This is a genomic window from Streptomyces sp. AM 4-1-1 (assembly GCF_029167625.1).
GTDB lineage: Bacteria > Actinomycetota > Actinomycetes > Streptomycetales > Streptomycetaceae > Streptomyces.
This window is the reverse complement of sequence record NZ_CP119145.1, coordinates 3886497-3907105: the sequence shown is the minus strand read 5'-3', so window position 1 is coordinate 3907105 and position 20609 is coordinate 3886497. Positions and strand designations below refer to the sequence as shown.

Below are 20609 nucleotides of genomic sequence, written 5' to 3'. Positions count from 1 at the left end.
GAAGGACCGAGGTGTCGGCTGCAGAGCCCCCCGGTGACGGCACACGCCAGCTACTGGTGGTGATCGACCCGGTCGCCCGCCGGTCGGACGGCGAGTCCGTCCGCATCGCGAAGGACGTGCTGAGCGCCGGTTCGCACGCCAAGATCTGTCTCCCCCAGGACCACGACGAGTTCTCCCGCGCCCTCTCCAGGCGGGGCAACCGCAGGCCGGTGGTCGTGGGCGACGACCGCGCGCTGCTGCGGGCGGTGGCCACCTTGCACCGGGAGCGGGAGCTGGCCGACGGGGTGCTCTCGCTGGTGCCGGTGGGACCGGCCGCCGGGCTCTCGGTGGCGTACGCGCTGGGCGTGCCGTCGAGCACGGTGGCGGCGGCCCGTACCGCGCTCGACGGGACCGCGCACCGGCTCGACCTGCTGGTCGACGACAGCGACGGCGTCGTCCTGGGCGATCTGCGGATACCGGCACGGGCGGCGGTGCCCGGCACGGCGTCCGGACATCCGGGGGTCACGGCGGTCTGGGACACCTGCCGCTCGCTGGTACGGACCCTGGTGCGCCCCGCGCCCCCGGAGATCCCGCCCGCCCCCGCCACGGCGGGGTACCGGCTGCGGGTCGAGGCGGACGGGGCGCTGCTGACCGACCTGGACCGCCAGGTGGAGTCGGTGCACCTCACCACGCGCAGCTCCGGAGGGGTGATGGACGTGGTGATCAGAACACCGGACGGCCCGCCCGTGACGGTCGGGGCGAAGCAGGTCACGGTCTCCGGCGCGGACTTCCGCTACCGGGCGGACATACAGATCGGGGGGCCGGTGCGGACCAGGACCTGGACGGTGCGGGAGGGCGCGTGGGCGCTGATGCTCCCGGCCGCGCTTCCGGCCCGGGGACCGGACGGATAGCCTCCACGCGGGGACACTGTGCGTGGGGGACGTGAAGAAACGGTGTGTGCGAGCGGTACGGGGCAGTCGTCGGCGGGCGCGGACGAGGCGGGAGCGGGCACGGGGACGGGAGCGGGCGCTGCCGACGGCGCGGGGGCGAACAAGGCGGTGAGCGCGGGGGCGGGCGCGGACGAGGCGGCGGGCGCGGGGCCGGGAGCGGGCGCTGTCGACGGCGCGGGACGAGCAAAGCGGTGAGCGCGGGGGCGGGAGCTGTCGAGGCCGCGGGCGCGGGGCCGGGGGCCGTACCGCTTCCCCCCGCACGGCCGGTTCGGAAAGCGGTCTGCCTCTCCCCCGGGAACCGCCTACCGGTCGTGGGTCGTGCGTGAGGTGTGACGACGAGAGAGACGGGGAGTGTGCGGGAGGCCGCCGCGGACGCGGCCGGCTGCCTGGTCGCCCTGGCCGGGGCCGTGGCGGGGCTGCTGCTCTGGGCGCCCTACGGCGGACACGGGCTGCTGGGCGGCTTCGAGGGCGCGACCGCCTGGAGGGTGCTGTGGCTGGGGCTGCCCGTCATGACCGTGGGCGGGGCCGTCGCCGCGCTCACCGTCCGGGCGCTCGCCCGGCGGCGGTGGCGGCGGACACTCGGGCTGGGACTGCTGCTCGTGGCGCTGGCCGCGATCGGCACGGGATACGAGGTGCTGGCGGGGCCGCCATCGGGGTGCGGCACTCCGGGGCCCTGCTGAGGGCCGGGCGGGGAGCATGGGCGCACCGCTCGCCGGGGAGCTGAGGAGAGTGCGGTACGGACCTCAACTCCCCGCGGTCTTCCGGAGGTTCCTCGGGCGGCTCGTCGCGCGGTCCCCGCTCGGGCGGGAACGCACCGGCGCTCACAGCTCGACGCGGAGTTCCTTGAGGCCCCGGATCACGTATCCCGGGCTCCACTCCGGTTCGGCCGCCAGCCGCATGTCGGGCGCCTGGCGCAGCAACTCACCGAAGGACGCCTGGAGTTCGATACGCGCCAGTGGGGCGCCCAGACAGTAGTGGATGCCCGCCCCGAAGGTGATGTGGGGGTTGTCCACGCGCGCCAGGTCCAGTGTGTCCGGATCGGTGAAGCGGGCGGGGTCACGGTTGGCGGAGGCGAACAGCAGGGCGACCTCCGATCCGCGCGGAATGACCGTGCCGCCGATCTCGATGTCGTCGAGCACCCACCGCTCGAACATCTGGAGCGCGGTGTCGTACCGCATCAACTCCTCGACCGCCGTGGGCAGCAGCCCGTGGTCCGCGCGCAGGGCCGCCAGCTGTTCGGGGTGCCGGAACAGCGTCCACCAGCCGTTGACGGTGGTGTTGACGGTCGCCTCGTGGCCCGCGTTCAGCAGCAGGACGCAGGTGGAGACCATCTCCTGCTCGCTCAGCCGCTCGTCCTCGTCGTGGGCGGCGATGAGCGCGGAGATCAGGTCGGGTCCCGGTTCGCGGCGGCGTTCGGCGATCAACTCGCGCAGATACGCGGAGAAGTCGACCGAGGCGCGGACGGCCGCGTACGCGGTGTCCTCGTCCGGGTTCAGCTCGAACATCCCGCAGATCGCCGCCGACCACGGGCGCAGCGGAGCCCGGTCGGACTCCGGGATGCCGAGCATTTCGGCGATGACGGCGACGGGCAGCGGTTCGGCGACCGCCGTGAGCAGGTCACCACCGCCCGAGACCACGAACGCCTCGACCAGTTCGGCGGCCACCCGGTGCACGGTCGGGACCAGCAGTTCGACCGTGCGCGGGGTGAACGCCTGGGAGATGAGGCGGCGGATGCGGGTGTGGTCGGGGGCCTCCAGATCGAGGAGGCCGTGGCCGTTGAGGGTTTCGAACGGTTCGTGCCAGGAGGGTGGCGGCGTACGGCCGAACTCGTCGTGGCTGAAGCGGTGCAGATACGTCCGGCCCAGCCGGCGGTCGCGCAACAGGGCGGAGACGTCGGCGTGATGCGGGACGAGCCACTGCCGGGTCGGTTCGAAGTAGTGCGCCCGGCCCGTGGCGCGCAGGTCGGAGTAGGCCGGATACGGATCGGCGACGAACGCCGGTGACCAGGGTGAGAAGGGTGCGTGCACAAATGGAAGCTAACCGGTCGGGACAGGACTTGCCAGATCCCCTTGGAGTGACCTCCCGACCGGGTACGGACCGCCGCCGCACCGGTCGGGGCCCGCCCGGCGCCCGCTCAGGAGACGCCCGGCGCCCGGTCGGAGCCCGCGCAGGAGACGCCCGGCGCCCGCCCGGGTCCCGCCCCGCGCCCGCCCCGGACCGGTTCCGGCCGCCCGCGGGACAACCGGTGCGGCCGGCGCGGGCCCCTCAGGACGGTGTCACCAGCCGTGCCTCGTACGCGAACACCGCCGCCTGGGTACGGTCGCGCAGCCCCAGCTTCACCAGCACCCGGCTCACATGTGTCTTGATCGTGGACTCGGCGACCACCAGGTGGGAGGCGATCTCGGCGTTCGAGAGACCCTGGGCGATGAGGACGAGCACTTCCGTCTCGCGCTCGGTGAGGTCGCCGACCTGAGTGAGGGCGGGGGCGCGCGGCGACTCGGCCAGCCTGGCGAACTCGGTGATCAGCCGACGGGTGACGGCCGGGGCGAGCAGCGCCTCGCCGGACGCCACCACCCGTACGCCTTCCGCGAGTTGGCGGGCCGAGGCGTCCTTGAGCAGAAAGCCGGACGCCCCCGCGCGCAGCGCCTGGTACACGTACTCGTCGAGGTCGAACGTCGTCAGTACCAGCACCTTGGCGTCCGCGTCGGCGGCGACGATCTCGCGGGTCGCCTCGATGCCGTTCAGCTCCGGCATCCGGATGTCCATCAGGACCACGTCCGGTCGCAGGGCCGCGACCTGGGCGACGGCCTGCCGCCCGTCGACCGCCTCGCCGACGACCTCGATGCCGGGCATGGCGTTCAGCAGGACCGAGAAGCCCTCGCGGACCATCATCTGGTCGTCGACGATCAGTACCCGGATGGCGGGCGTCACGCGCGGTGTCGTCGTCATGCCGGGTCCACCGGCAGGGTCAGGGTGGGTTCCTGGGAGGCGTTCTCGACGCGCGCCGGACGCGCTTCCTCGGTCCGCTGCACGGGGATGAACGCCGTGACCTCGTACCCGCCGTCCGCCGTGCTCTCGGCGGTCATCTCGCCGTTCAGCATCGCGACCCGCTCCCGCATCCCCGTGATGCCGTGCCCGGCGCCCGGTGACGGCTTGACCAGGCCGGTCGGCGGCCCGTTCACCACCCGCAGCCCGAGACCGCCGAGCACATATCCGATCTCGACCCTGGCGGTGGCGCCCGGCGCGTGCCGCAGGGTGTTGCTGAGCGCTTCCTGCACGATCCGGTACGCCGACAGCTCGACGCCCTGCGGCAGCTCCCGTACCGCGCCGGTCACCGCCTTCTCCGTCTCCAGACCGGCCTGGCGCACATTGGCGAGGAGCCCGTCCAGCTCGGCGAGGGTGGGCTGCGGGGCGTCGGGGGCTTCGTAGTCCTCGGCCCGTACGACGCCGAGCACCCGGCGCAGTTCGGTGAGCGCGGCGACCGCGTTCTCCCGGATCGTGACGAATGCCTGTTCCAGCTCGGGCGGCGGGTTCTCCACCCGGTAGGGGGCGGCCTCCGCCTGGATCGCGACGACCGACATGTGGTGGGCGACCACGTCGTGCAGTTCCCGGGCGATGGTGGTGCGCTCCTCCAGCAGGGTGCGGCGGTCGCGCTCGACGGCGGTGACGGTGCGCTGCGCGGTCATCTCACGCTCCGCGTTCCTGCGGACCTGGACCACGGTGACCACGAGCAGCGCGAAGGCGGAGCCCATGGACAGGCCGATGGTGGTGAAGGACGACGAAGAGTGGGTGGCGTTCTCCATCACGATGCCGTACACCAGCGTGCAGGCCCACATCCAGGCGGCGGTACGCGGCCGGGTCCTGGCCGCGACCACCACCATCACCACGATGTGGCCGAGGACCGTGCCCGGCGTCCAGGGCCATTCCGCGGTGCTGACGAACGCCACGACCGGGACCGACGCCATCGATGCCCAGAACGCGGCGATCGGCCTGACCAGGGTCATCAGTACCGCTGCGGGCGGCAGCAGGACGGCGATCACACCGCCCCCCGTCGCGACGCCGAACAGCATCGCGAAGAGCGCGGCCAGCACCACCAGGGCGTGCGGGACCCACCGGGCGAGTTCGCGGGGCCGGGGCGGCAGCAGCCTCAGCAGCGGGCCGAGAGCGGGCCTCGGGGGCATGGGCCGGTAGGCGAACACGTCATGGAACAGGTCCTGCCGCAGGCCGCCCAGCACGGTCGCGGCATGCCGGTACTCCGGGCTTCTGCTCTTGGTCTCGGTCACGTCTCCACGGTAGGCGGCGGCGCGCGGCCGGTCGTCAGCAGTGATACGGATTCCGGGCCGTCCGTCGCAAGGACTACGCGCACCGCCGGGGTGTGTACGGGCGGGGTGTGTACGGGCAGGTGCGCGGGCGGCGGGAGGTGTGCGGGCGGGGTGCCCACGCGTACGGGCTTCGGGGCGGGCGGCGCCGAGGCCGTCGTCACCAGGCGAGTTGGGCCAGTTCCTCCGCGACGACCGCGCAGGCGTCCGCCGACGGGTCGATCAGCGGGAAGTGGCCGACGTCCGGCAGCAGCGTCAGACCGACCAGCTCCCCCGCCTTGGCCGCCGCGTCGACGAACGCCTCGGCGACCGACTGCGGCACGGTCAGGTCGGTGGTGCCCTGTACGACGGTCGTCGCGATCCCGGTCGGAAGCAGCGCGGCCGGGTCGGCGTACCGCGCCCGTATCGCGAAGTCCGCCTCGGCGCCCAGGAGTTGACGGACAGCGCCGGAACAGACGTCCTGTTCGACGGCGGTGGCGAGGTCGGCGATCGGGGCGAGCGCGACGACTCCGCGCAGCGGCGGCACGGTGGCCGGGCGCCACGGGGAGTCGGCGGGGAGGACGTGCCGGGCGGCTGCCCACAGCGCGAGGTGGCCACCGGCGGAGTGCCCGGTGACCACGGTCCGGCGCGGATCGGCCTCCGGAAGCTCCCGGGCGGCCAGCGCGGGCATCGCGTCCAGCGCGGCGGCGACGTCGTCGAAGGTCTCCGGCCAGCGGCCCGCGACCGGTCCCGAGCCGCGCTGCTGGGGAAGCTCACTGCCGCGCCGGTACTCCACGTTGGCGACGGCGAAACCGCGCCGGGTCAGGAAGTCCGCGAACGGCGTCACATGCTGCCGGTCGACCCGGTCGCGCCACGCACCGCCGTGCAGCAGGACGACGAGCGGGGCCCCGGGCCGGCTCCCGGCACGCGGCGGATGGAAGTCGACGACCTGGTCGGGGTGGGAGCCGTAGGCGACGGTGGAGCGGGGAGCGACCGGCGGGTGCGAGAACAGCGACTCAGTCTCGGCCGCGTCCCGGGCGACCGCCTCGCGCGTTGCTGCGTCACTGTCACGCGCGGCAGAATCCGACATGCTGCTCCAACCTCCGATGGCAATGCCAACTGGCCTGACCTGCGGGGACGGTACCAGTACGGAACCGGTCCGCCCCCGCCCGCCGGTCAGTCGCCGACCACCACCCCGGCCCCCCGGTCCGCCAGCACCTCGGCGAGGGTCCGCGCCGCGCGTTCCGCGTCCGCGAACCCGACGTACAGCGGGGTGAAACCGAACCGCAGCACATCGGGCCGACGCAGATCGCCGACGACGCCCCGGGCGACGAGTTCCGTCATCACCGGTCCGGCGTCCGCGCAGCGCAGCGAGACCTGGCTGCCGCGTTCGGCGTGCGCGTCCGGGGTGACGGAGGTAACCAGGCCGTCCCCCGGCACGTACCGGCCGACGCACTCCAGGAAAAAGTCCGTCAGCGCCAGGCTCTTCGCCCGTACCGCCGCCATGGACACCCCGTCCCACACGTCCAGCGCCGCGTCGAGCGCCAGCATGGAGAGGATGTCGGGGGTGCCGACCCGGCCCCGCGGCGCACCCTCGGCGGGGGCGTATCCGGATGTCATCGCGAACGGGTCCGCGTGCGACGTCCAGCCGGGCAGCGGGGAGTCGAAGGCGCCCTGATGCCGCTCGGCGACGTACAGATAGGCGGGCGAACCCGGCCCGCCGTTCAGGTACTTGTACGTGCAGCCGACCGCCAGGTCCACACCGTGCGCGTCCAGGCCCACCGGCAGGGCGCCCGCGCTGTGGCACAGGTCCCACACGGCGAGCGCGCCCGCCGCGTGGGCCTCGGCGGTCAGGCCGGGCAGATCGTGCAGCCGTCCCGTGCGGAAGTCGACGTGGTTGAGCAGGACGGCCGCCGTACGGGGTCCCAGGGCGTCCGGCACGTCGGCGGGGGCGACCGGGACGAGCCGGTGGCCGGTCAGCCGGGCGGCGGACCCGGCGATGTAGCCGTCCGTCGGGAACGTCGCCGCGTCGACCAGGATCTCGTCCCGCCCCGGCGCCGCCAGCCGGGTGGCGGCGACCACGGCCTTGAAGACGTTGACGCTGGTGGAGTCGCCGACGACGACCTGGCCGGGAGCCGACCCGACGAGCGGGGCGATCCGGTCGCCGATCCGCTCGGGCGCGGTCCACCAGCCGCTCTCGTCCCAGGAGCGGATGCGCAGGGCGCCCCACTCGCGGGTGATGACGTCGTGGAGCCGGTCGGGGACGTGGCGGGGCAGCGCGCCCAGCGAGTTGCCGTCGAGATAGACGGTGTCGTCGAGGGCGAACAGCGCGCGGCGGCCGGCGAGTTCGTCGACGGCGTCGAGGGCCGCGGCCTCGTCGGTGAGCGTGCGGGTCTCAGACATGGCTGCGCGCCGTCCACAGCTCGGGGAACACGTTCTTCGACGCCCGCTTCTCCAGCCAGGCGACTCCGGCGGAGCCCCCCGTACCGGTCTTCGAGCCCATCGCCCGCCGGGTGGCGACGAGATGGTCGTTGCGCCATCGCCACACCAGTTCGGCGACATCGGTCAGTGCCTCGCCGAGCCGGACGATCTCGTCGTGCTGGTCCGGCCGGGCGTAGATCTCCGTCCAGACGGCCTCGACCTCGGGGGACGGCTCGTACTTCTGCGACAGGTCCCGGCCGAGCACGGACTGCGGTACGGAGTGTCCGCGGCGGGCGAGGAACGCCAGCACCTCGTCGTACAGGCTCGGCTCGTGGAGCGCCTTCTCCAGCTCCGCGTGCACCCGGGGCGCGCCCCGGTGCGGCACCAGCATCGACGCCGACTTGTCGCCGAGCAGGAACTCCATCCGCCGGTACATCGCCGACTGGAATCCGGAACCCTCGCCGAGCGCGCCCCGGTAGGAGTTGAACTGTGCGGGGGTCAGCCGGCTCAGCGGCTTCCACGAGTCGTTCAGTGCCTGGAGTTCCGGTACGGACCGGTCGAGCGCGTCCCTGGCGGCCGGGACGTCGTCCTGGCGCAGGGCGTGCGCGGCGGTGTCCCACTCATGGACGATGACCGTGAACCACAGCTCCATGACCTGGGTGGTGACCAGGAAGACCATCTCGCCGGGATCATCGGAGCGCAGGTGCTGGAGGTGGGTCAGGACATCCGCCTGGACGTAGTCCTCGTACGGAGTCGTTCCCGCGAAGTCGAGGTACGGGGTCTCCGCACCGGGGGCTTCGGAATCGGGGTGTTTCGTCGACATCTCTGTCTCCTCGACGCGAGCTTCCGGGTAGCGGTCCGCCCCTTCCTGGTGAGGTGGTGGAGCTCCGGTCCCCTGTTCGCATCCTAAGGCCGGGCGGTGGACATGGCAGGGGCTCGGGTCCACGGAAATCCCCGTGAGCACAGGACGAACACAGCGCACGGAGAACACAGGGACCCCGCAGGCGATGTCACGCCTGCGGGGTCCATGAGAACGCCTGGGCCGACCGGATCGGCGCGGGGCCCCAGGAAACGCGGGCCCGGCGGTGTCCGGCCGTCAGCCCAGGGTGTCGGCGGCGGTCGGCGACGAGTCGCGGAGGAACGCCGAGCAGCGCTCGTACTCCTCCTGCTCACCGATCACCTGCGCGGCCCGCGCGAGGGCGTGCAGGGCGCGCAGGAAGCCCCGGTTCGGCTCGTGCTCGAACGGTACGGGGCCATGGCCCTTCCAGCCGGCCCGGCGCAGGGCGTCGAGGCCCCGGTGGTAGCCGGTGCGGGCGTAGGCGTACGACTCGACGACCCGGCCGGCCTCGAACGCCTCGTCGGCGAGCTGAGCCCAGGCCAGGGAGGAGGTCGGGTACTTCGCGGCGACGTCGGCGGGCGGCGTGTCGTTGGCCAGCAGCTCACGCGGCCCCGGGTCGTCGGGCAGGTGGGTCGGGGGAGGCCCCCCGAGCAGGTTCTCGTGGATCGACATGCGTCCCAGTGTGCCTGCCACCGCCCCCGTACCGGCACCCGGTACGAACCCTGGGCGGGAACCCGTACACCTTCGTGGCGGGAAACGACGAAATCACGCGAAGCCCGCACCCGTGCATGCGCACCACCCGGACCGGACCGCAGAGCCACACCCGGGGACGCGTACCCCTGGACCGGACGGGGCCGCTTGGACCGGACCGGGCCGCTTGGACCGGATCGCTTGGACCGGACCGGACCGAACCCCCGGAGCGGACCGGGCCGCCGGGCGGCCATCACACCGCTTGGACCGGACCCCCGGACCGAACCCCCGGAGCGGACCGGACCACCGGGCGGCCACCGCGCCGTCGGGCGCCACCGCTCCGGCCGCCCCACCGTACGGACATGCCAGGGGCCCAGCACTCCCGAGGGGAGGCCGGGCCCATGGCCGCCGTACGTGCGATGTGCCTACTTCAGCTTGGTACCGGTGGAACGCAGGTTGGCGCAGGCCTCCGTGACGCGCTTGGCCATGCCCGCCTCGGCCGACTTGCCCCAGCTGCGCGGGTCGTAGACCTTCTTGTTGCCGACCTCGCCGTCGACCTTCAGGACGCCGTCGTAGTTACGGAACACGTGGTCCACGATCGGACGGGTGAAGGCGTACTGGGTGTCGGTGTCGAGGTTCATCTTCACGACGCCGTTCTCCAGCGCGGTGGCGATCTCCTGCTCGGTGGAGCCGGAACCGCCGTGGAAGACGAAGTCGAACGGCTGGCTGCCGGCGGCCTGGCCGTACTTGGCCGCGACACCCTGCTGGAGGTCCTTCAGCAGCTCGGGACGGAGCACGACGTTGCCCGGCTTGTAGACGCCGTGGACGTTGCCGAAGGAGGCGGCCAGCAGGTAGCGGCCCTTCTCACCCAGGCCGAGGGCCTCGGCGGTACGCAGCGCGTCGTCCACGGTCGTGTACAGCTCGTCGTTGATCTCGTGCGTGACCCCGTCCTCCTCGCCACCGGTCGGGGTGATCTCGACCTCAAGGATGATCTTGGCGGCGGCGGCCTTGGCGAGCAGTTCCTGGCCGATGGACAGGTTGTCGGCCAGGGTCTCGGCCGAACCGTCCCACATGTGCGACTGGAACAGCGGGTTCAGGCCCTTGGCGACGCGCTCCGCGGAGACCTCGATCAGCGGACGTACGTAACCGTCCAGCTTGTCCTTGGGGCAGTGGTCGGTGTGCAGGGCGACCGTGACGTCGTACTTGGCGGCGACGATGTGCGCGAACTCGGCCAGGGCGACAGCGCCCGTCACCATGTCCTTGTTGTACTGGCCGCCCAGGAACTCCGCCCCACCGGTGGAGATCTGCACGATGCCGTCGCTCTCGGCCTCCGCGAAGCCGCGCAGCGCAGCGTGCAGCGTCTGGGTCGACGTCACATTGATGGCCGGGTAGGCGAACTTGCCTGCCTTCGCCCGGTCGAGCATCTCGGCGTAGACCTCGGGGGTTGCGATGGGCATCTGTCCGCTCCTTGGGATGTGCGGGTGTGCGTTGCTGGTCCCTGACCTGGGGGCGACGTCATCGTCTCCCCCATCTTTCCAGACTCCTGTACGGGCTCCACCCGGCGGACCCCACCGATCGCATGACCGAGATGCGACAGGGGCGCCCGGTTTCACGTGAAACCGACCACCCCTGACAAAAACCGCAGGTCAGCCTTGTGAGAGAAGCGGATCAGCCCAGGTCGAGGTCGGCCACCGAGTAGACGTGGACATAGGGCAGACCGGCCTCGGCGATGGCCGGAGCAGCGCCCCGCTCGACGATCACGGCGACGGCGACGACCTCGCCCCCGGCCTCGCGGACCGCCTCGACGGCGGTCAGCGGCGAACCGCCGGTGGTCGAGGTGTCCTCGACCACCAGACAGCGGCGGCCCTTGACGTCCGTTCCCTCGATCCGGCGCTGCATCCCGTGCGCCTTCTGCGCCTTTCGCACCACGAACGCGTCCAGGCGCTGCCCACGCGCGGCGGAGGCGTGCAGCATCGACGTGGCGACCGGGTCGGCGCCGAGCGTCAGGCCGCCCACGCAGTCGAAGTCCAGCTCGGCGGTCGCGTCGAGCATGACCTGACCGACCAGTGGTGCGGCCTTGCCGTCCAGGGTGATCCGGCGCAGGTCGATGTACCAGTCGGCTTCCAGACCCGAGGAGAGGGTCACCTTGCCGTGGACCACGGCCTTGTCCTTGATCTGCTGGAGCAGGTCAGCGCGTACGTCAGTCATGGAAAAGAGGGTAGCGCCGGGCAGGGGCCCGCCCTCCCGCGCAGGCCCGGACGGGAGGGCGGGGAGGGCAGGAGAGTGGTGCGGGGGCGCACCCGAGCCCGCGTCCGCACCCGAGCCCGCGTCCGAGCCCGCGTCCGCGTCCGCTCAGAGCCGTGCCCAGCTCCAGGTCGCGGCGATCTCCAGCGGCTCGATCGGCGTGACATACCTGGGCGTGGTGTTCAGCCCGTTCGGCGGCCCGGACTGCGGTTCCACACAGACCGCCTCGTCCTGCTCGTCGTAGACCACGACCCACGGGTCGCGGCTCCGCACGGTCAGCTCCAGCCGCTCCGGCCAGGTGAGCTTCACCTCGACACCGTCCGGCATCCCGAAGCAGTCGTCCCACGGACCCGGCAGCGGGTCGATCCGCCGACCGGTCGGCAGATGGTCGTCGCCGCGTTCCTCCTGCCAGGCGGCGTCGAAGTCGATCCGCACCTCCTGGCCGTCGACGGTCCGGTGGAACCACGGATGCCAGCCGGCCTGGGCCGGGAAGGAGTCCCCGTACGTCTCGATCCCCATGCCCAGCGTGAGCGAGTCCTCGGCCAGCTCGAAGGACTGCGTCACCCGGCCCCGGTACGGCCACGGGTCGGCCAGGTCGTAGTAGAACGCCGCTTCCGTCCCGGTCAGCCGGGCCGTCCGCCACGACGTGTCACGGCCGGTGCCGTGAATGGCGTACGGCGGGGAGTTCAACGGGAGCTGGTGGACGGTGTCGCCGTTGCGGAACCGCCCGTTCTCGGTCCGTCCGCACCACGGCACCATCGGGAAGGAGCCGTACCGCTCCCCCTGCCGCAACAGCTCGGTACCACCGATCCGCAGGCTGCTGATACGGCAGCCGTTGGCGGGGTCCACGGTCAACTCGGCGTCGCCGACGGTCAGCCGGACGCTCTTCTCATCGCTGCTCACGCCACGACACTACTTGTCGCGCCCGCGTCCCGGCCGGTACGGCTACCGGTGCCGCCGCAGCACGCGGCTCACCACCACGGCGGACGCCAGGGCGAGGGCGGCGGCCGGAACCACCCAGCGCAGAGCGATTCCCGCCGTGGACGATTCGGGCGGGGGCAGCGGGGCGTACCGACCGCGCGGCGGCGCGTGGTCGACCTCCTCGGCACTGCGCCCGATCATGGTCCGCCGTGCGTGCGCGGCCTCGGCGGGCGGCTCGTCGTCGATCGGGAACTCCACCTCGCCCATGACGTCGTCGGCCATGGGATCGAGCGACGGCGGCTCCGCGACCGCCTCGAACATGGACGATCCGTTGTCCGACGGCATCTCGGGCAGCACCGCGTCATCGGCCACGGACCCCGGGGCGGCGGACGGCATCTCCCCGATGTCGTCGACCGTGAACTCGTCCAGCAACTCGGCCAGCTCTTCGGGCTCCACGCCCGCGTCGGCGGCCGGGCCACCGGGAGTGTCGATCCCGCCCGGCCCGTTCGCGACGGCGGACGAACCGCCACCGGCCGCACCCTCGGAACGATCCGCCCCGGACTCGCCGCGTCCGCCGCCCCCGCCGCTCTCGTCGCTCCCGCCGCTCTCGCCGCCCCCGGCGCTCTCGTCGCTCCCGCCGCTCCCGTCGCTCCGCGAGCCATCGGCTGCCGAGCCGTCCGCCCCGGAGCCCCCGGCCCCCGAACCCCGGGCCGAGGAGTCGTCGGCCGCGGCGAGATACCCGGGAGAGGCGGGATCGGCCGGACCGACAGCCTCACCGACGGCACCCGGCACACCACCCGCCTCAGCGGTCGCCTCACCGGGGCGCTCCCCGCCAGGACCCTTCCCGCCAGGACCCTTCCCATCAGGGCCCTCCCCGTCAGAGCCCTCCTCGCCAGGACTCTCCCCCTGGGCGGCGAGCGACTCCGTCACCAGTTGCTGGGTGAAGCGGTCCAGCAGCCGGTGGGCCGTCGCGAGCGCCGCCCCCGGGCTCAGCTCGCCGAACCGGCCGTCACCGCTCGCCGTACCCATGTACGCGATCGTCGTGCCGCCGTCCGTCTCGGTGAGCCGGATCGTCAGGGCCAGCTTCGCCGAGCCGGTGCCGCGCGCCTCGACGCCCTCACCGGTCACGGAGAACGTGTCGGTGCCCTCCGGGGCCGTACTCCAGGCTCCCCGGTACGTGATGGTGTGACCGCCGACCCGGACCTTGAACCGGGCCGCGGGCGTACCCGTCGACGCGTCGGCGTCCTGTTGGAGACCCGGCACACAGCGGGCGACACGGGCGGGATCGCCCAGCGTCTCGCGAAGAGAGCGGGCCGGAACCGGAACGAACGTCTCATGCTCCATGGAAACCGAGACTACTCAGCCCCGGCCGTCACGTCAGTGCTTCCGCGCCCGGAAGGCGTGCCGGAAGCACCCGAGCGCCACCCCGCCCAGCCACTCGGCGCACCCGAGCGCCACCCCGCCCAGCCGTCACTCGGCCGCCCAGCCGCACAGCCGCGCCAAGCCACTCGATCGCCCGTACCTCCGCCGTCGGCCGCGGGCTACTCCCAGTACCGGGGATGCACCAGCGTCGATGGTTCCACCCCCGGCAGCCGCCCCGCCTCCGCCGCCCGCCCGGCGGCGGACAGCTCGGCGCCGCTGAGAGAACGCAGCTCCGGCGCCCCGGCGACCAGCCCCAGCGCGGGCGGTGTGCGCGGTGCGGCCAGGACGAACCCCCAGTCCTGCGGCTCCCCCGAATGCCCCGACACGGCCGCGGCCCGGTCAGGGCCCGTGTGGAAATCGGCGAGCCGGCCGTTCATCTCGTACGGGCGCGTCGCCAGGCCCGCCGCCCTGATCGACGCCTCCACGGTCCAGTACGAACCCGGCCTGGTGGCCGGCGGCCCCGCGTGCACCGCCAGCCGCCCGCCCGGGGCGAGGCTTTCGGCGGCCAGGCCGTAGAACTCCGTGGAGTACAGCTTCGTGCTCGCCGTGATCCCCGGATCGGGAAGGTCGGATATCACCACGTCGTACCCGTCGCCCCGCGCCTCCCGCAACCAGGTGAAGGCATCACCCACGACCGCCGTCAGCCGGAGATCGCGGTACGCGTGCCCGTTCAGCGAGGCGAGGGCGTCGTCCGTGCGGGCCAGCCGGAGCACGTCCGGGTCCAGCTCGACGAGGGTGACGCTGCGCACGTCCGGGTAGCGCAGCACTTCCCGCGCGGCGAGACCGTCGCCACCGCCCAGGATCAGCACCCGGCCGTGCGGCCCGTTCATCGCGGGGTGGACCAGCGCCTCGTGGTAGCGGTACTCGTCGCGGGCGCTGACCCGCAGGCGCCCGTCCAGATACAGGTCGAGGGTGTCCCGCCCCTCCCCGGTGAGTACGACCTCCTGGACGCCGGTCTGCACGGCGACCCGTACCCGGTCCCCGTACACCGCCCGCCGCGCGGCCCGTTCGAAGTCGTCGACCAGCACCGTCGCGGTGGCCAGCAGCGCGATCACCGCCACATTGACGACGATCACCAGCCACCGGGCACGCGGGCCGAGATCGCGCCGGAACAGGAGCAGTACCAGCGCCCCGCCCGCCACCGCGTTCACCACCCCCGTCGCCAGCGCCCCGGTGAGCTGCCCGAGCCTCGGCAGCAGCAGAAAGGGAAAGGCGAGCCCACCGACCAGCGCACCCACGTAGTCGGCGGCGAAGAGATCCGCGACGGCCCCGTCCGCGTCCTGCCGGTCGACCCGCTGGATCAGTGTCATCAGCAGCGGGATCTCCGCGCCGATGAGCACCCCGATCGCCAGTGAGAACCCGACCAGCGCGAACCGCGACCCACCGGCCCAGGCGAACGAGGCGTACAGCGCCAGCGCCGAGCAGCCGCCGACCAGCGCGAGCGACGCCTCCAGCAGCCCGAACCCCACCGCGGCACGGCAGCGCAAACGTTTCGCGAGAAGTGAGCCGACGCCCATCGCGAACACCATCACGGAGAGTACGACCGACGCCTGAGTGACGGAGTCCCCGATCAAGTACGAAGCGAGCACGACCAGTTCGAGTTCGTACACCAGTCCACACGCCGCGCAGACGAAGACGGCGGCCAGTACGAGGAGCCGGGCGGTCCTCGGCCGCACGGGAAGCCGCGTCCCGCCGTTTCGTAGCGGCACCTGCTGGTCGATCATAATTCTTACGCTACGTCACAATGCGACCTCACTCTGTCACCCACAAGGATGTAAGTAGGAGAATTCAGAGAGCGACGGCTGCGGGCGTCCGCACACCCACACGGGTGCGGGTCACCACCAACTGCCCCTCCTGTGGGTACGCGTGCCAGGTCCGCCACCGCACCTGCCCCTCGGAACGCTGCGCCAGCATCGCCGTGAAGGCGTGCGGACTGCCGGGGAACGTACCGGCGAGACCGTGGGGGTGGTCGGTCACGAGCGCGAGCAGCTCCTGGGCGCGCCCGGCGAAGGAACCGGGCGTCAACGTCTCGACGCGCGCCGCGAATTCGTACTCCCAGTCGCCCAGCCGCTTGGCGACCCCGAGGGGAAGTGGCGTACTGCTGCCGGGAATACAGGCGACCGTCTCTGAACAGGTGCCCCGGTCCTCCTCCAGGAGGACCTGGTGAGAAGCGCCGAGAAGTCTCATCTGGAGGGTGGCGCCCGCGAGCTGGAGGTCGAGCACGGCGAGGGCGGGAAGCGGCTCCCGCCCCAGCGCCCAGGCCAGGTCGGCAGCGCGGGTGTCGGAATAGGCCGTCTGGAGGGTCGTGAGCATGGGTGGGCTCCGCAAACACGCATGGACAGGTGGACATGAGGGCACCCCGGCAGACAGGTAAGGGGTGAGGGGGCCCGATCAGGTCCGACTGGGGTCCGAGGGCTGGATGTTCTCTACAAATAGGGAATCATGAACTACGTCGGTCTCGCAGCGCTTTTGCCCAACTTGACGGGGTTTCCATCCAACCGGGGGCTGCACGGTTCACCTGTTCAAGCGGAACCCGCCCTCACCCAACCAAAAGGTGCCCGGCGGGAGTTCACCCTCCGGGCACCTTAGGTCACGCACTGCGACGAAGGACCGGCTGCCCCGTGACAGCCGCCTCCTCAGCTACCGCAGCCGCCCCCTCCACCGCACGACGAACCACCGCCGCACGAAGACCCGCCACCCCCACACGAGTGGCCACTGGAACTACCGCACGAGTGACCGGAATGACCCCCGGAGTGCCCGCCGGAGTGCCCACCCTGCGGAGCGTCCGCGCTCCCGGTGCCACCGAGGTCCCCGCCCCCGGCCCACCAGCTGCCGCCGGCCGCGGCGGCACCGCCGTCCGCCCGGCGCCGCCCGCCGACCCCCACCCTCGGCGCCCTGCGCGACCGGTGCGCGGCGTTCGCCACCAGCCTGACACCCACGGCCACCGCGACGACCGAACCGACCACCCAGAAGATTCCATCCCCCATCACGCCCACTCCCCTTCTCTTCCCCCGGAGCGAGGCCCCCGCCTCTTCCGCTTCTCGCGTGCAGGGGAGATGCCCTCGGCCGCACGGAGCCAAAGCAGACTTGAGCAAGTCCAGAGCTTCCCCACCCGCCCCCGCCATCCGACAGGATGGAGCCGTACGACACACCGCACCGCACCACACACCGCGACACCGACCGCCCCGCACCGCGATCGAGCCCGCACGAGGATTGGTGGAGACATGAGCGACAGATCACTGCCGAGGCCACTGCTGAACCGCGGCCTGGCCGGACTCGGCACGACGATCTTCGCGGAGATGTCGGCGCTCGCGGCCAGGACGGGCGCGATCAACCTGGGCCAGGGCTTCCCCGACACGGACGGCCCGGAGGAGATCCGCGAGGCGGCGGTACGCGCGCTGCGCGCGGGCCACGGCAACCAGTACCCGCCCGGCCCCGGCGTCCCCGAACTCCGTAACGCCGTCGCCGAGCACCAGCACCGCTTCCACGGCCTGACCTTCGACCCCGACACCGAGGTCCTGATCACCACGGGCGCCACCGAGGCCATCGCCGCCACGATGCTCGCCCTCCTCGAACCCGGCGACGAGGTCATCGCCTTCGAACCCTTCTACGACTCGTACGCGGCCTGCATCGCCATGGCGGGCGCGGTCCGCGTCCCCCTCACCCTCCACGCCCCCGCCTTCCGCCCCGACCTCGACGCCCTGCGGGACGCCGTCACGCCCCGCACCCGGCTGCTCCTCCTCAACAGCCCGCACAACCCCACCGGCATGGTGCTCACCCCCGCGGAACTCGCGACGATCGCCGAACTCGCGGTGGAACGCGACCTGTTGGTGGTGACCGACGAGGTGTACGAGCACGTGGTCTTCGAGGGTGAACACATTCCGCTCATCTCGCTCCCCGGCATGCGCGACCGCGTGGTATCCATCTCCTCCGCCGGCAAGACCTTCTCGTTCACCGGCTGGAAGGTCGGCTGGGTCACGGCCGCCGCCCCTCTGGTCACGGCGGTCCGCACGGCGAAGCAGTATCTGACCTTCGTCAGCGGAGGCCCGCTCCAGTACGCCGTCGCCGAGGCCCTGCGCCTCCCCGACAGCTACTTCACCGGCTTCCGCGAAGACCTCCGCGCCAAGCGTGACCTGCTGTCCGCCGGGCTCACGGCCGCCGGATTCGAGGTCCACCAACCGGCGGGCACGTACTTCATCACGACCGACGTCGCCCCGCTGGGCGAGAAGGACGCCATCACCTTCTGCCGCGCCCTCCCCGAACGCTGCGGCGTGGTCGCCGTCCCCAACTCCGTCTTCTACGACCACCCCACAGCGGGCCGCACCCAGGTCCGCTTCGCCTTCTGCAAACGCGTGGACGTACTCGCGGAGGCAGCGCGACGGCTCCGGGGCCTCTGAGGCCTCCCGGTCGTCACCCGAACGGGAGGGACATCGGCCGCTCCCTGGCGTCCGTTCACCGTGCGGAACACCCTCCACACACCAAAACTTCAAATCTCCATTGACGGGAGTCTTCCAGAGTGGCATCCTGGAGAATATTCCGATACCGGAGGTGCCCATGTCCCGTCCCATGCGAATCATCGAAGTCGACGAAGAGGTCTTCTCCTACCTGCAGAGCCGCAGCGAACCCCTGGTCGACACCCCGAACGACGTGCTGCGTCGTGAGCTGCTGGGGAAGACCGGGGAAGCCGTCAGCAGGGCCACGGGGCGCCGCGACGGAAGCCTGACGCCACTCATCGAGGCGGGGCTCGTGTCCGCCGGAGACACGCTCCAGCACCATCAGTCGCGCCTCAAGCGCACCCACACGGCCACTGTCACCGCCGACGGCTGGATCGAGATTCCGGACGGGCGGGCATTCCCCCAGCCCTCTCCCGCCCTCAAAGCCCAGACGGGCAGTTCCATCAACGGCTGGGGCCAGTACACGCACGTACCCAGCGGGCGCCGACTACAGGAACTGCGTGAGGAGGCCGCCACGCATCAGCCCTGACGGCAGCGACCGCCGCGCTCCCCGCACTCCGGGCCGCCCGCCGGGAGACCCGGCCCGAGGCGTACATGGACTACCCTTGGTACATGTCCATGAAGCGCACCAACGTCTACGCCGACCCCGAAGACCTCGCCATCATCAAGGAAGCCGCCGCCCGCCGGGGCATCAGCGAAGCTGAGATCATCCGGCAGGGCATCCACCTCGCCGCCATGGCGAATCGCGTCTGGCACGAGCCGCTGTTCAGCCGTGTCTTCGAGGGCCCAGGCAACACGCCCTCACGGGAGGACACGCGCAACGCGGTGGCCGACGCAGTCCTCAAGGAAAGCGGGACAGAGAACCCTTCGTGATCATCGTCATCGCCGACACGTCGGGGCTGCTGGCCGCGCTCGACTCGTGCCACCCGGACCACCGGGGAGCCAGCGAAGCGATCATGGCCGCTGGGCTGCTCGTGATGTCACCGCTGCTGCTCGCCGAGATCGACCACGTCGCAACGCGCGAGCTGGGCCGGGACGCGGCCATCAGCGCGGTTGACGACATCCGCCGCTGGATGCGCGTGAGCCGCGTCACCGTGCCCGAGATCACCGAGGCACACCTCGCCGCCGCACAGTCCGTAAGGGCCCGGTACGACTCGCTCAAGCTCGATCTGGCGGACGCCGTGAACGTCGCCCTCGCGTCGGACTACGACACCGACGCGGTCCTCACGCTCGACCGTCGGGACTTCCGTGCCGTGCGCCCCCTGGGCCGCCACAAGTCGTTCCGGGTGCTGCCCGACGACCTTCCTCTCTGACTTCTCCCGCACTCCGGCGGCAGGCCCGCCTTCGTCCGTCCGAGGGTCCGCCTCGCCCTCTGCGAACGCGTGGACGTGCTCGCGGAAGCGGCCGAGCGACTGCGGCGTCTGTGAGGCGTTCGGGGCCGGGCCGTCAGGTCCAGAGCTGGGCCTTCATCAGCAGATGGCCGTGCAGCAGCGTCAGTTCGGGGTGCCGCGAGCCGCCCCGGCGGGTGGCGAGGTAGAACGTGTTGAGGGGCGGGAGTTCGGGTTCGAGGAGGGGTGTGATGTCCCCGTTGGCCAGCTCCTCGGCGCAGAGATAGGTGGGTAACACGGAGATGCCGGCCGAGGACTTGACGGCGGCCAGGACACCGCGCAGATCAGGAATGACGAGGGCCGGCGGGGTGGTGAGGGGCCGCTCGAAGACGGTGTGCCAGTAGCGGCGGACGATCGGCAGGGACTCCGCGTAACTGATCATGGGAACGGCATCGAGGGGGCCGGGGCTCCCGCTCGCGAGCTCGTCCAGGGGCAGTCGGGCGGCGAGCTCGGCGGAGGCCACCAGGACGAACTCCTCGTCGACCAGCGGGGTCGCGGTGATGCGCCGGCTCCGGGGGCGGACCGTGGAGATGACGAGGTCGAACTCGTCCTCCTCCAGGCGGCCGAGGAGATCGTCGGCCAGGCCGAAGGTGAAGCGCATCTTCATCCCGTCGGCGGCGAGGTCGCTGACCGCCGGGATCACTCGGGTCGTGGTCAGCTCGACCGGTCCGGCGACGGACAACGCACGGGCGGCGGGGTCGTTGTCGAAGGCCCGCTCGATGGCGCTGCTGAGCAGATCGATGGGGCCCTGCACCTCACGTATGAGGCCGTCGGCGGCCGGGGTCGGCTGCGCTCCGTGCGGAAGGCGCTCGAAGAGCGGCCGGCCCAGCTCGTTCTCAAGGTTACGGATCTGATGGGTCACCGCGGGCTGGGACAGGCCGAGTTGCTGAGCGGCCTTGGTGAAGGAACCGAGCCGGTAGACGGCAACGAACGTGCGTACCCAACCGAGTTGTACGGACAAGCCAGCCCCCCGGAACCTCTCCCGGCCCCGGCACGGGCGGAGC

The 20609-nt window shown here is 72.0% G+C and carries 21 protein-coding genes; 7 read left to right on the top strand and 14 right to left on the bottom strand.

Features of this window, described 5'->3' with window-relative positions:
* Positions 1 to 11 precede the first annotated feature (11 nt).
* From PZB75_RS16790 to PZB75_RS16780, 3 genes are all read left to right on the top strand, one after another.
* Complete coding sequence (locus PZB75_RS16790) at positions 12 to 890, top strand: diacylglycerol kinase (protein ID WP_275536114.1); 879 nt, start codon at positions 12 to 14, stop codon at positions 888 to 890.
* 42 nt (positions 891 to 932) lie between these two features.
* Complete coding sequence (locus tag PZB75_RS16785) at positions 933 to 1124, top strand: hypothetical protein (protein WP_275536113.1); 192 nt, start codon at positions 933 to 935, stop codon at positions 1122 to 1124.
* A gap of 134 nt (positions 1125 to 1258) precedes the next feature.
* Entirely contained in the window at positions 1259 to 1609 is a 351-nt protein-coding gene (locus PZB75_RS16780) for a hypothetical protein (protein WP_275536112.1), read from the top strand.
* Positions 1610 to 1750: 141 nt separating this feature from the next.
* Here PZB75_RS16780 and PZB75_RS16775 read toward each other — a convergent pair whose 3' ends face one another.
* The 13 genes from PZB75_RS16775 to PZB75_RS16715 form a co-directional block, all read right to left on the bottom strand.
* Positions 1751 to 2956: a cytochrome P450 gene (locus PZB75_RS16775; RefSeq protein WP_275536111.1), complete on the bottom strand. Its 1206-nt coding sequence runs from the start codon at positions 2954 to 2956 to the stop codon at positions 1751 to 1753.
* A gap of 238 nt (positions 2957 to 3194) precedes the next feature.
* Positions 3195 to 3878, bottom strand: a complete 684-nt coding sequence (locus PZB75_RS16770) for a response regulator transcription factor (RefSeq protein ID WP_275536110.1) — start codon at positions 3876 to 3878, stop codon at positions 3195 to 3197.
* Positions 3875 to 5212, bottom strand: a complete 1338-nt coding sequence (locus tag PZB75_RS16765) for a histidine kinase (RefSeq protein ID WP_275536109.1) — start codon at positions 5210 to 5212, stop codon at positions 3875 to 3877. The genes PZB75_RS16770 and PZB75_RS16765 overlap by 4 nt, the downstream gene beginning before the upstream one ends.
* 196 nt (positions 5213 to 5408) lie before the next feature.
* The gene (locus tag PZB75_RS16760; protein ID WP_275536108.1) at positions 5409 to 6317 is read right to left on the bottom strand and encodes an alpha/beta hydrolase; all 909 of its coding nucleotides are present in this window, start codon (positions 6315 to 6317) and stop codon (positions 5409 to 5411) included.
* A gap of 86 nt (positions 6318 to 6403) precedes the next feature.
* The gene (gene kynU / locus PZB75_RS16755; protein WP_275536107.1) at positions 6404 to 7630 is read right to left on the bottom strand and encodes a kynureninase; all 1227 of its coding nucleotides are present in this window, start codon (positions 7628 to 7630) and stop codon (positions 6404 to 6406) included.
* Complete coding sequence (locus tag PZB75_RS16750) at positions 7623 to 8471, bottom strand: tryptophan 2,3-dioxygenase family protein (RefSeq protein ID WP_275536106.1); 849 nt, start codon at positions 8469 to 8471, stop codon at positions 7623 to 7625. The genes kynU and PZB75_RS16750 overlap by 8 nt, the downstream gene beginning before the upstream one ends.
* A gap of 273 nt (positions 8472 to 8744) precedes the next feature.
* Positions 8745 to 9158 carry a DUF3151 domain-containing protein gene (locus PZB75_RS16745; protein WP_275536105.1) on the bottom strand — a complete coding sequence of 138 codons (414 nt, stop codon included), beginning with the start codon at positions 9156 to 9158 and terminating at the stop codon, positions 8745 to 8747.
* Between the two features lie 443 nt (positions 9159 to 9601).
* Complete coding sequence (gene fbaA, locus PZB75_RS16740) at positions 9602 to 10633, bottom strand: class II fructose-bisphosphate aldolase (protein ID WP_275536104.1); 1032 nt, start codon at positions 10631 to 10633, stop codon at positions 9602 to 9604.
* Positions 10634 to 10844: 211 nt separating this feature from the next.
* The gene (pyrE, locus tag PZB75_RS16735) at positions 10845 to 11384 is read right to left on the bottom strand and encodes an orotate phosphoribosyltransferase (protein WP_275536103.1); all 540 of its coding nucleotides are present in this window, start codon (positions 11382 to 11384) and stop codon (positions 10845 to 10847) included.
* A 144-nt stretch (positions 11385 to 11528) separates the two neighbouring features.
* Complete coding sequence (locus PZB75_RS16730) at positions 11529 to 12323, bottom strand: aldose 1-epimerase (RefSeq protein ID WP_275536102.1); 795 nt, start codon at positions 12321 to 12323, stop codon at positions 11529 to 11531.
* A 42-nt stretch (positions 12324 to 12365) separates the two neighbouring features.
* The gene (locus PZB75_RS16725) at positions 12366 to 13685 is read right to left on the bottom strand and encodes an SRPBCC domain-containing protein (RefSeq protein WP_275536101.1); all 1320 of its coding nucleotides are present in this window, start codon (positions 13683 to 13685) and stop codon (positions 12366 to 12368) included.
* 197 nt (positions 13686 to 13882) lie between these two features.
* On the bottom strand, positions 13883 to 15487 hold the full coding sequence (locus PZB75_RS16720) for a polyamine aminopropyltransferase (protein WP_275536100.1): 1605 nt from the start codon (positions 15485 to 15487) through the stop codon (positions 13883 to 13885).
* 64 nt (positions 15488 to 15551) lie between these two features.
* Positions 15552 to 16076: a DUF2617 family protein gene (locus PZB75_RS16715; RefSeq protein ID WP_275536099.1), complete on the bottom strand. Its 525-nt coding sequence runs from the start codon at positions 16074 to 16076 to the stop codon at positions 15552 to 15554.
* 911 nt (positions 16077 to 16987) lie between these two features.
* Here PZB75_RS16715 and PZB75_RS16710 point away from each other — a divergent pair.
* From PZB75_RS16710 to PZB75_RS16695, 4 genes are all read left to right on the top strand, one after another.
* Positions 16988 to 18160, top strand: a complete 1173-nt coding sequence (locus tag PZB75_RS16710; protein WP_275536098.1) for a pyridoxal phosphate-dependent aminotransferase — start codon at positions 16988 to 16990, stop codon at positions 18158 to 18160.
* 169 nt (positions 18161 to 18329) lie between these two features.
* Positions 18330 to 18746 (top strand): DUF4357 domain-containing protein, encoded by a 417-nt coding sequence (locus PZB75_RS16705; protein WP_275536097.1) that lies wholly within the window; start codon positions 18330 to 18332, stop codon positions 18744 to 18746.
* A gap of 83 nt (positions 18747 to 18829) precedes the next feature.
* Positions 18830 to 19090, top strand: a complete 261-nt coding sequence (locus PZB75_RS16700) for a CopG family transcriptional regulator (RefSeq protein ID WP_275536096.1) — start codon at positions 18830 to 18832, stop codon at positions 19088 to 19090.
* The gene (locus PZB75_RS16695) at positions 19087 to 19530 is read left to right on the top strand and encodes a PIN domain-containing protein (protein WP_275536095.1); all 444 of its coding nucleotides are present in this window, start codon (positions 19087 to 19089) and stop codon (positions 19528 to 19530) included. The genes PZB75_RS16700 and PZB75_RS16695 overlap by 4 nt, the downstream gene beginning before the upstream one ends.
* A gap of 133 nt (positions 19531 to 19663) precedes the next feature.
* Here PZB75_RS16695 and PZB75_RS16690 read toward each other — a convergent pair whose 3' ends face one another.
* The gene (locus PZB75_RS16690) at positions 19664 to 20566 is read right to left on the bottom strand and encodes a LysR family transcriptional regulator (RefSeq protein ID WP_275536094.1); all 903 of its coding nucleotides are present in this window, start codon (positions 20564 to 20566) and stop codon (positions 19664 to 19666) included.
* Positions 20567 to 20609 lie beyond the last annotated feature (43 nt).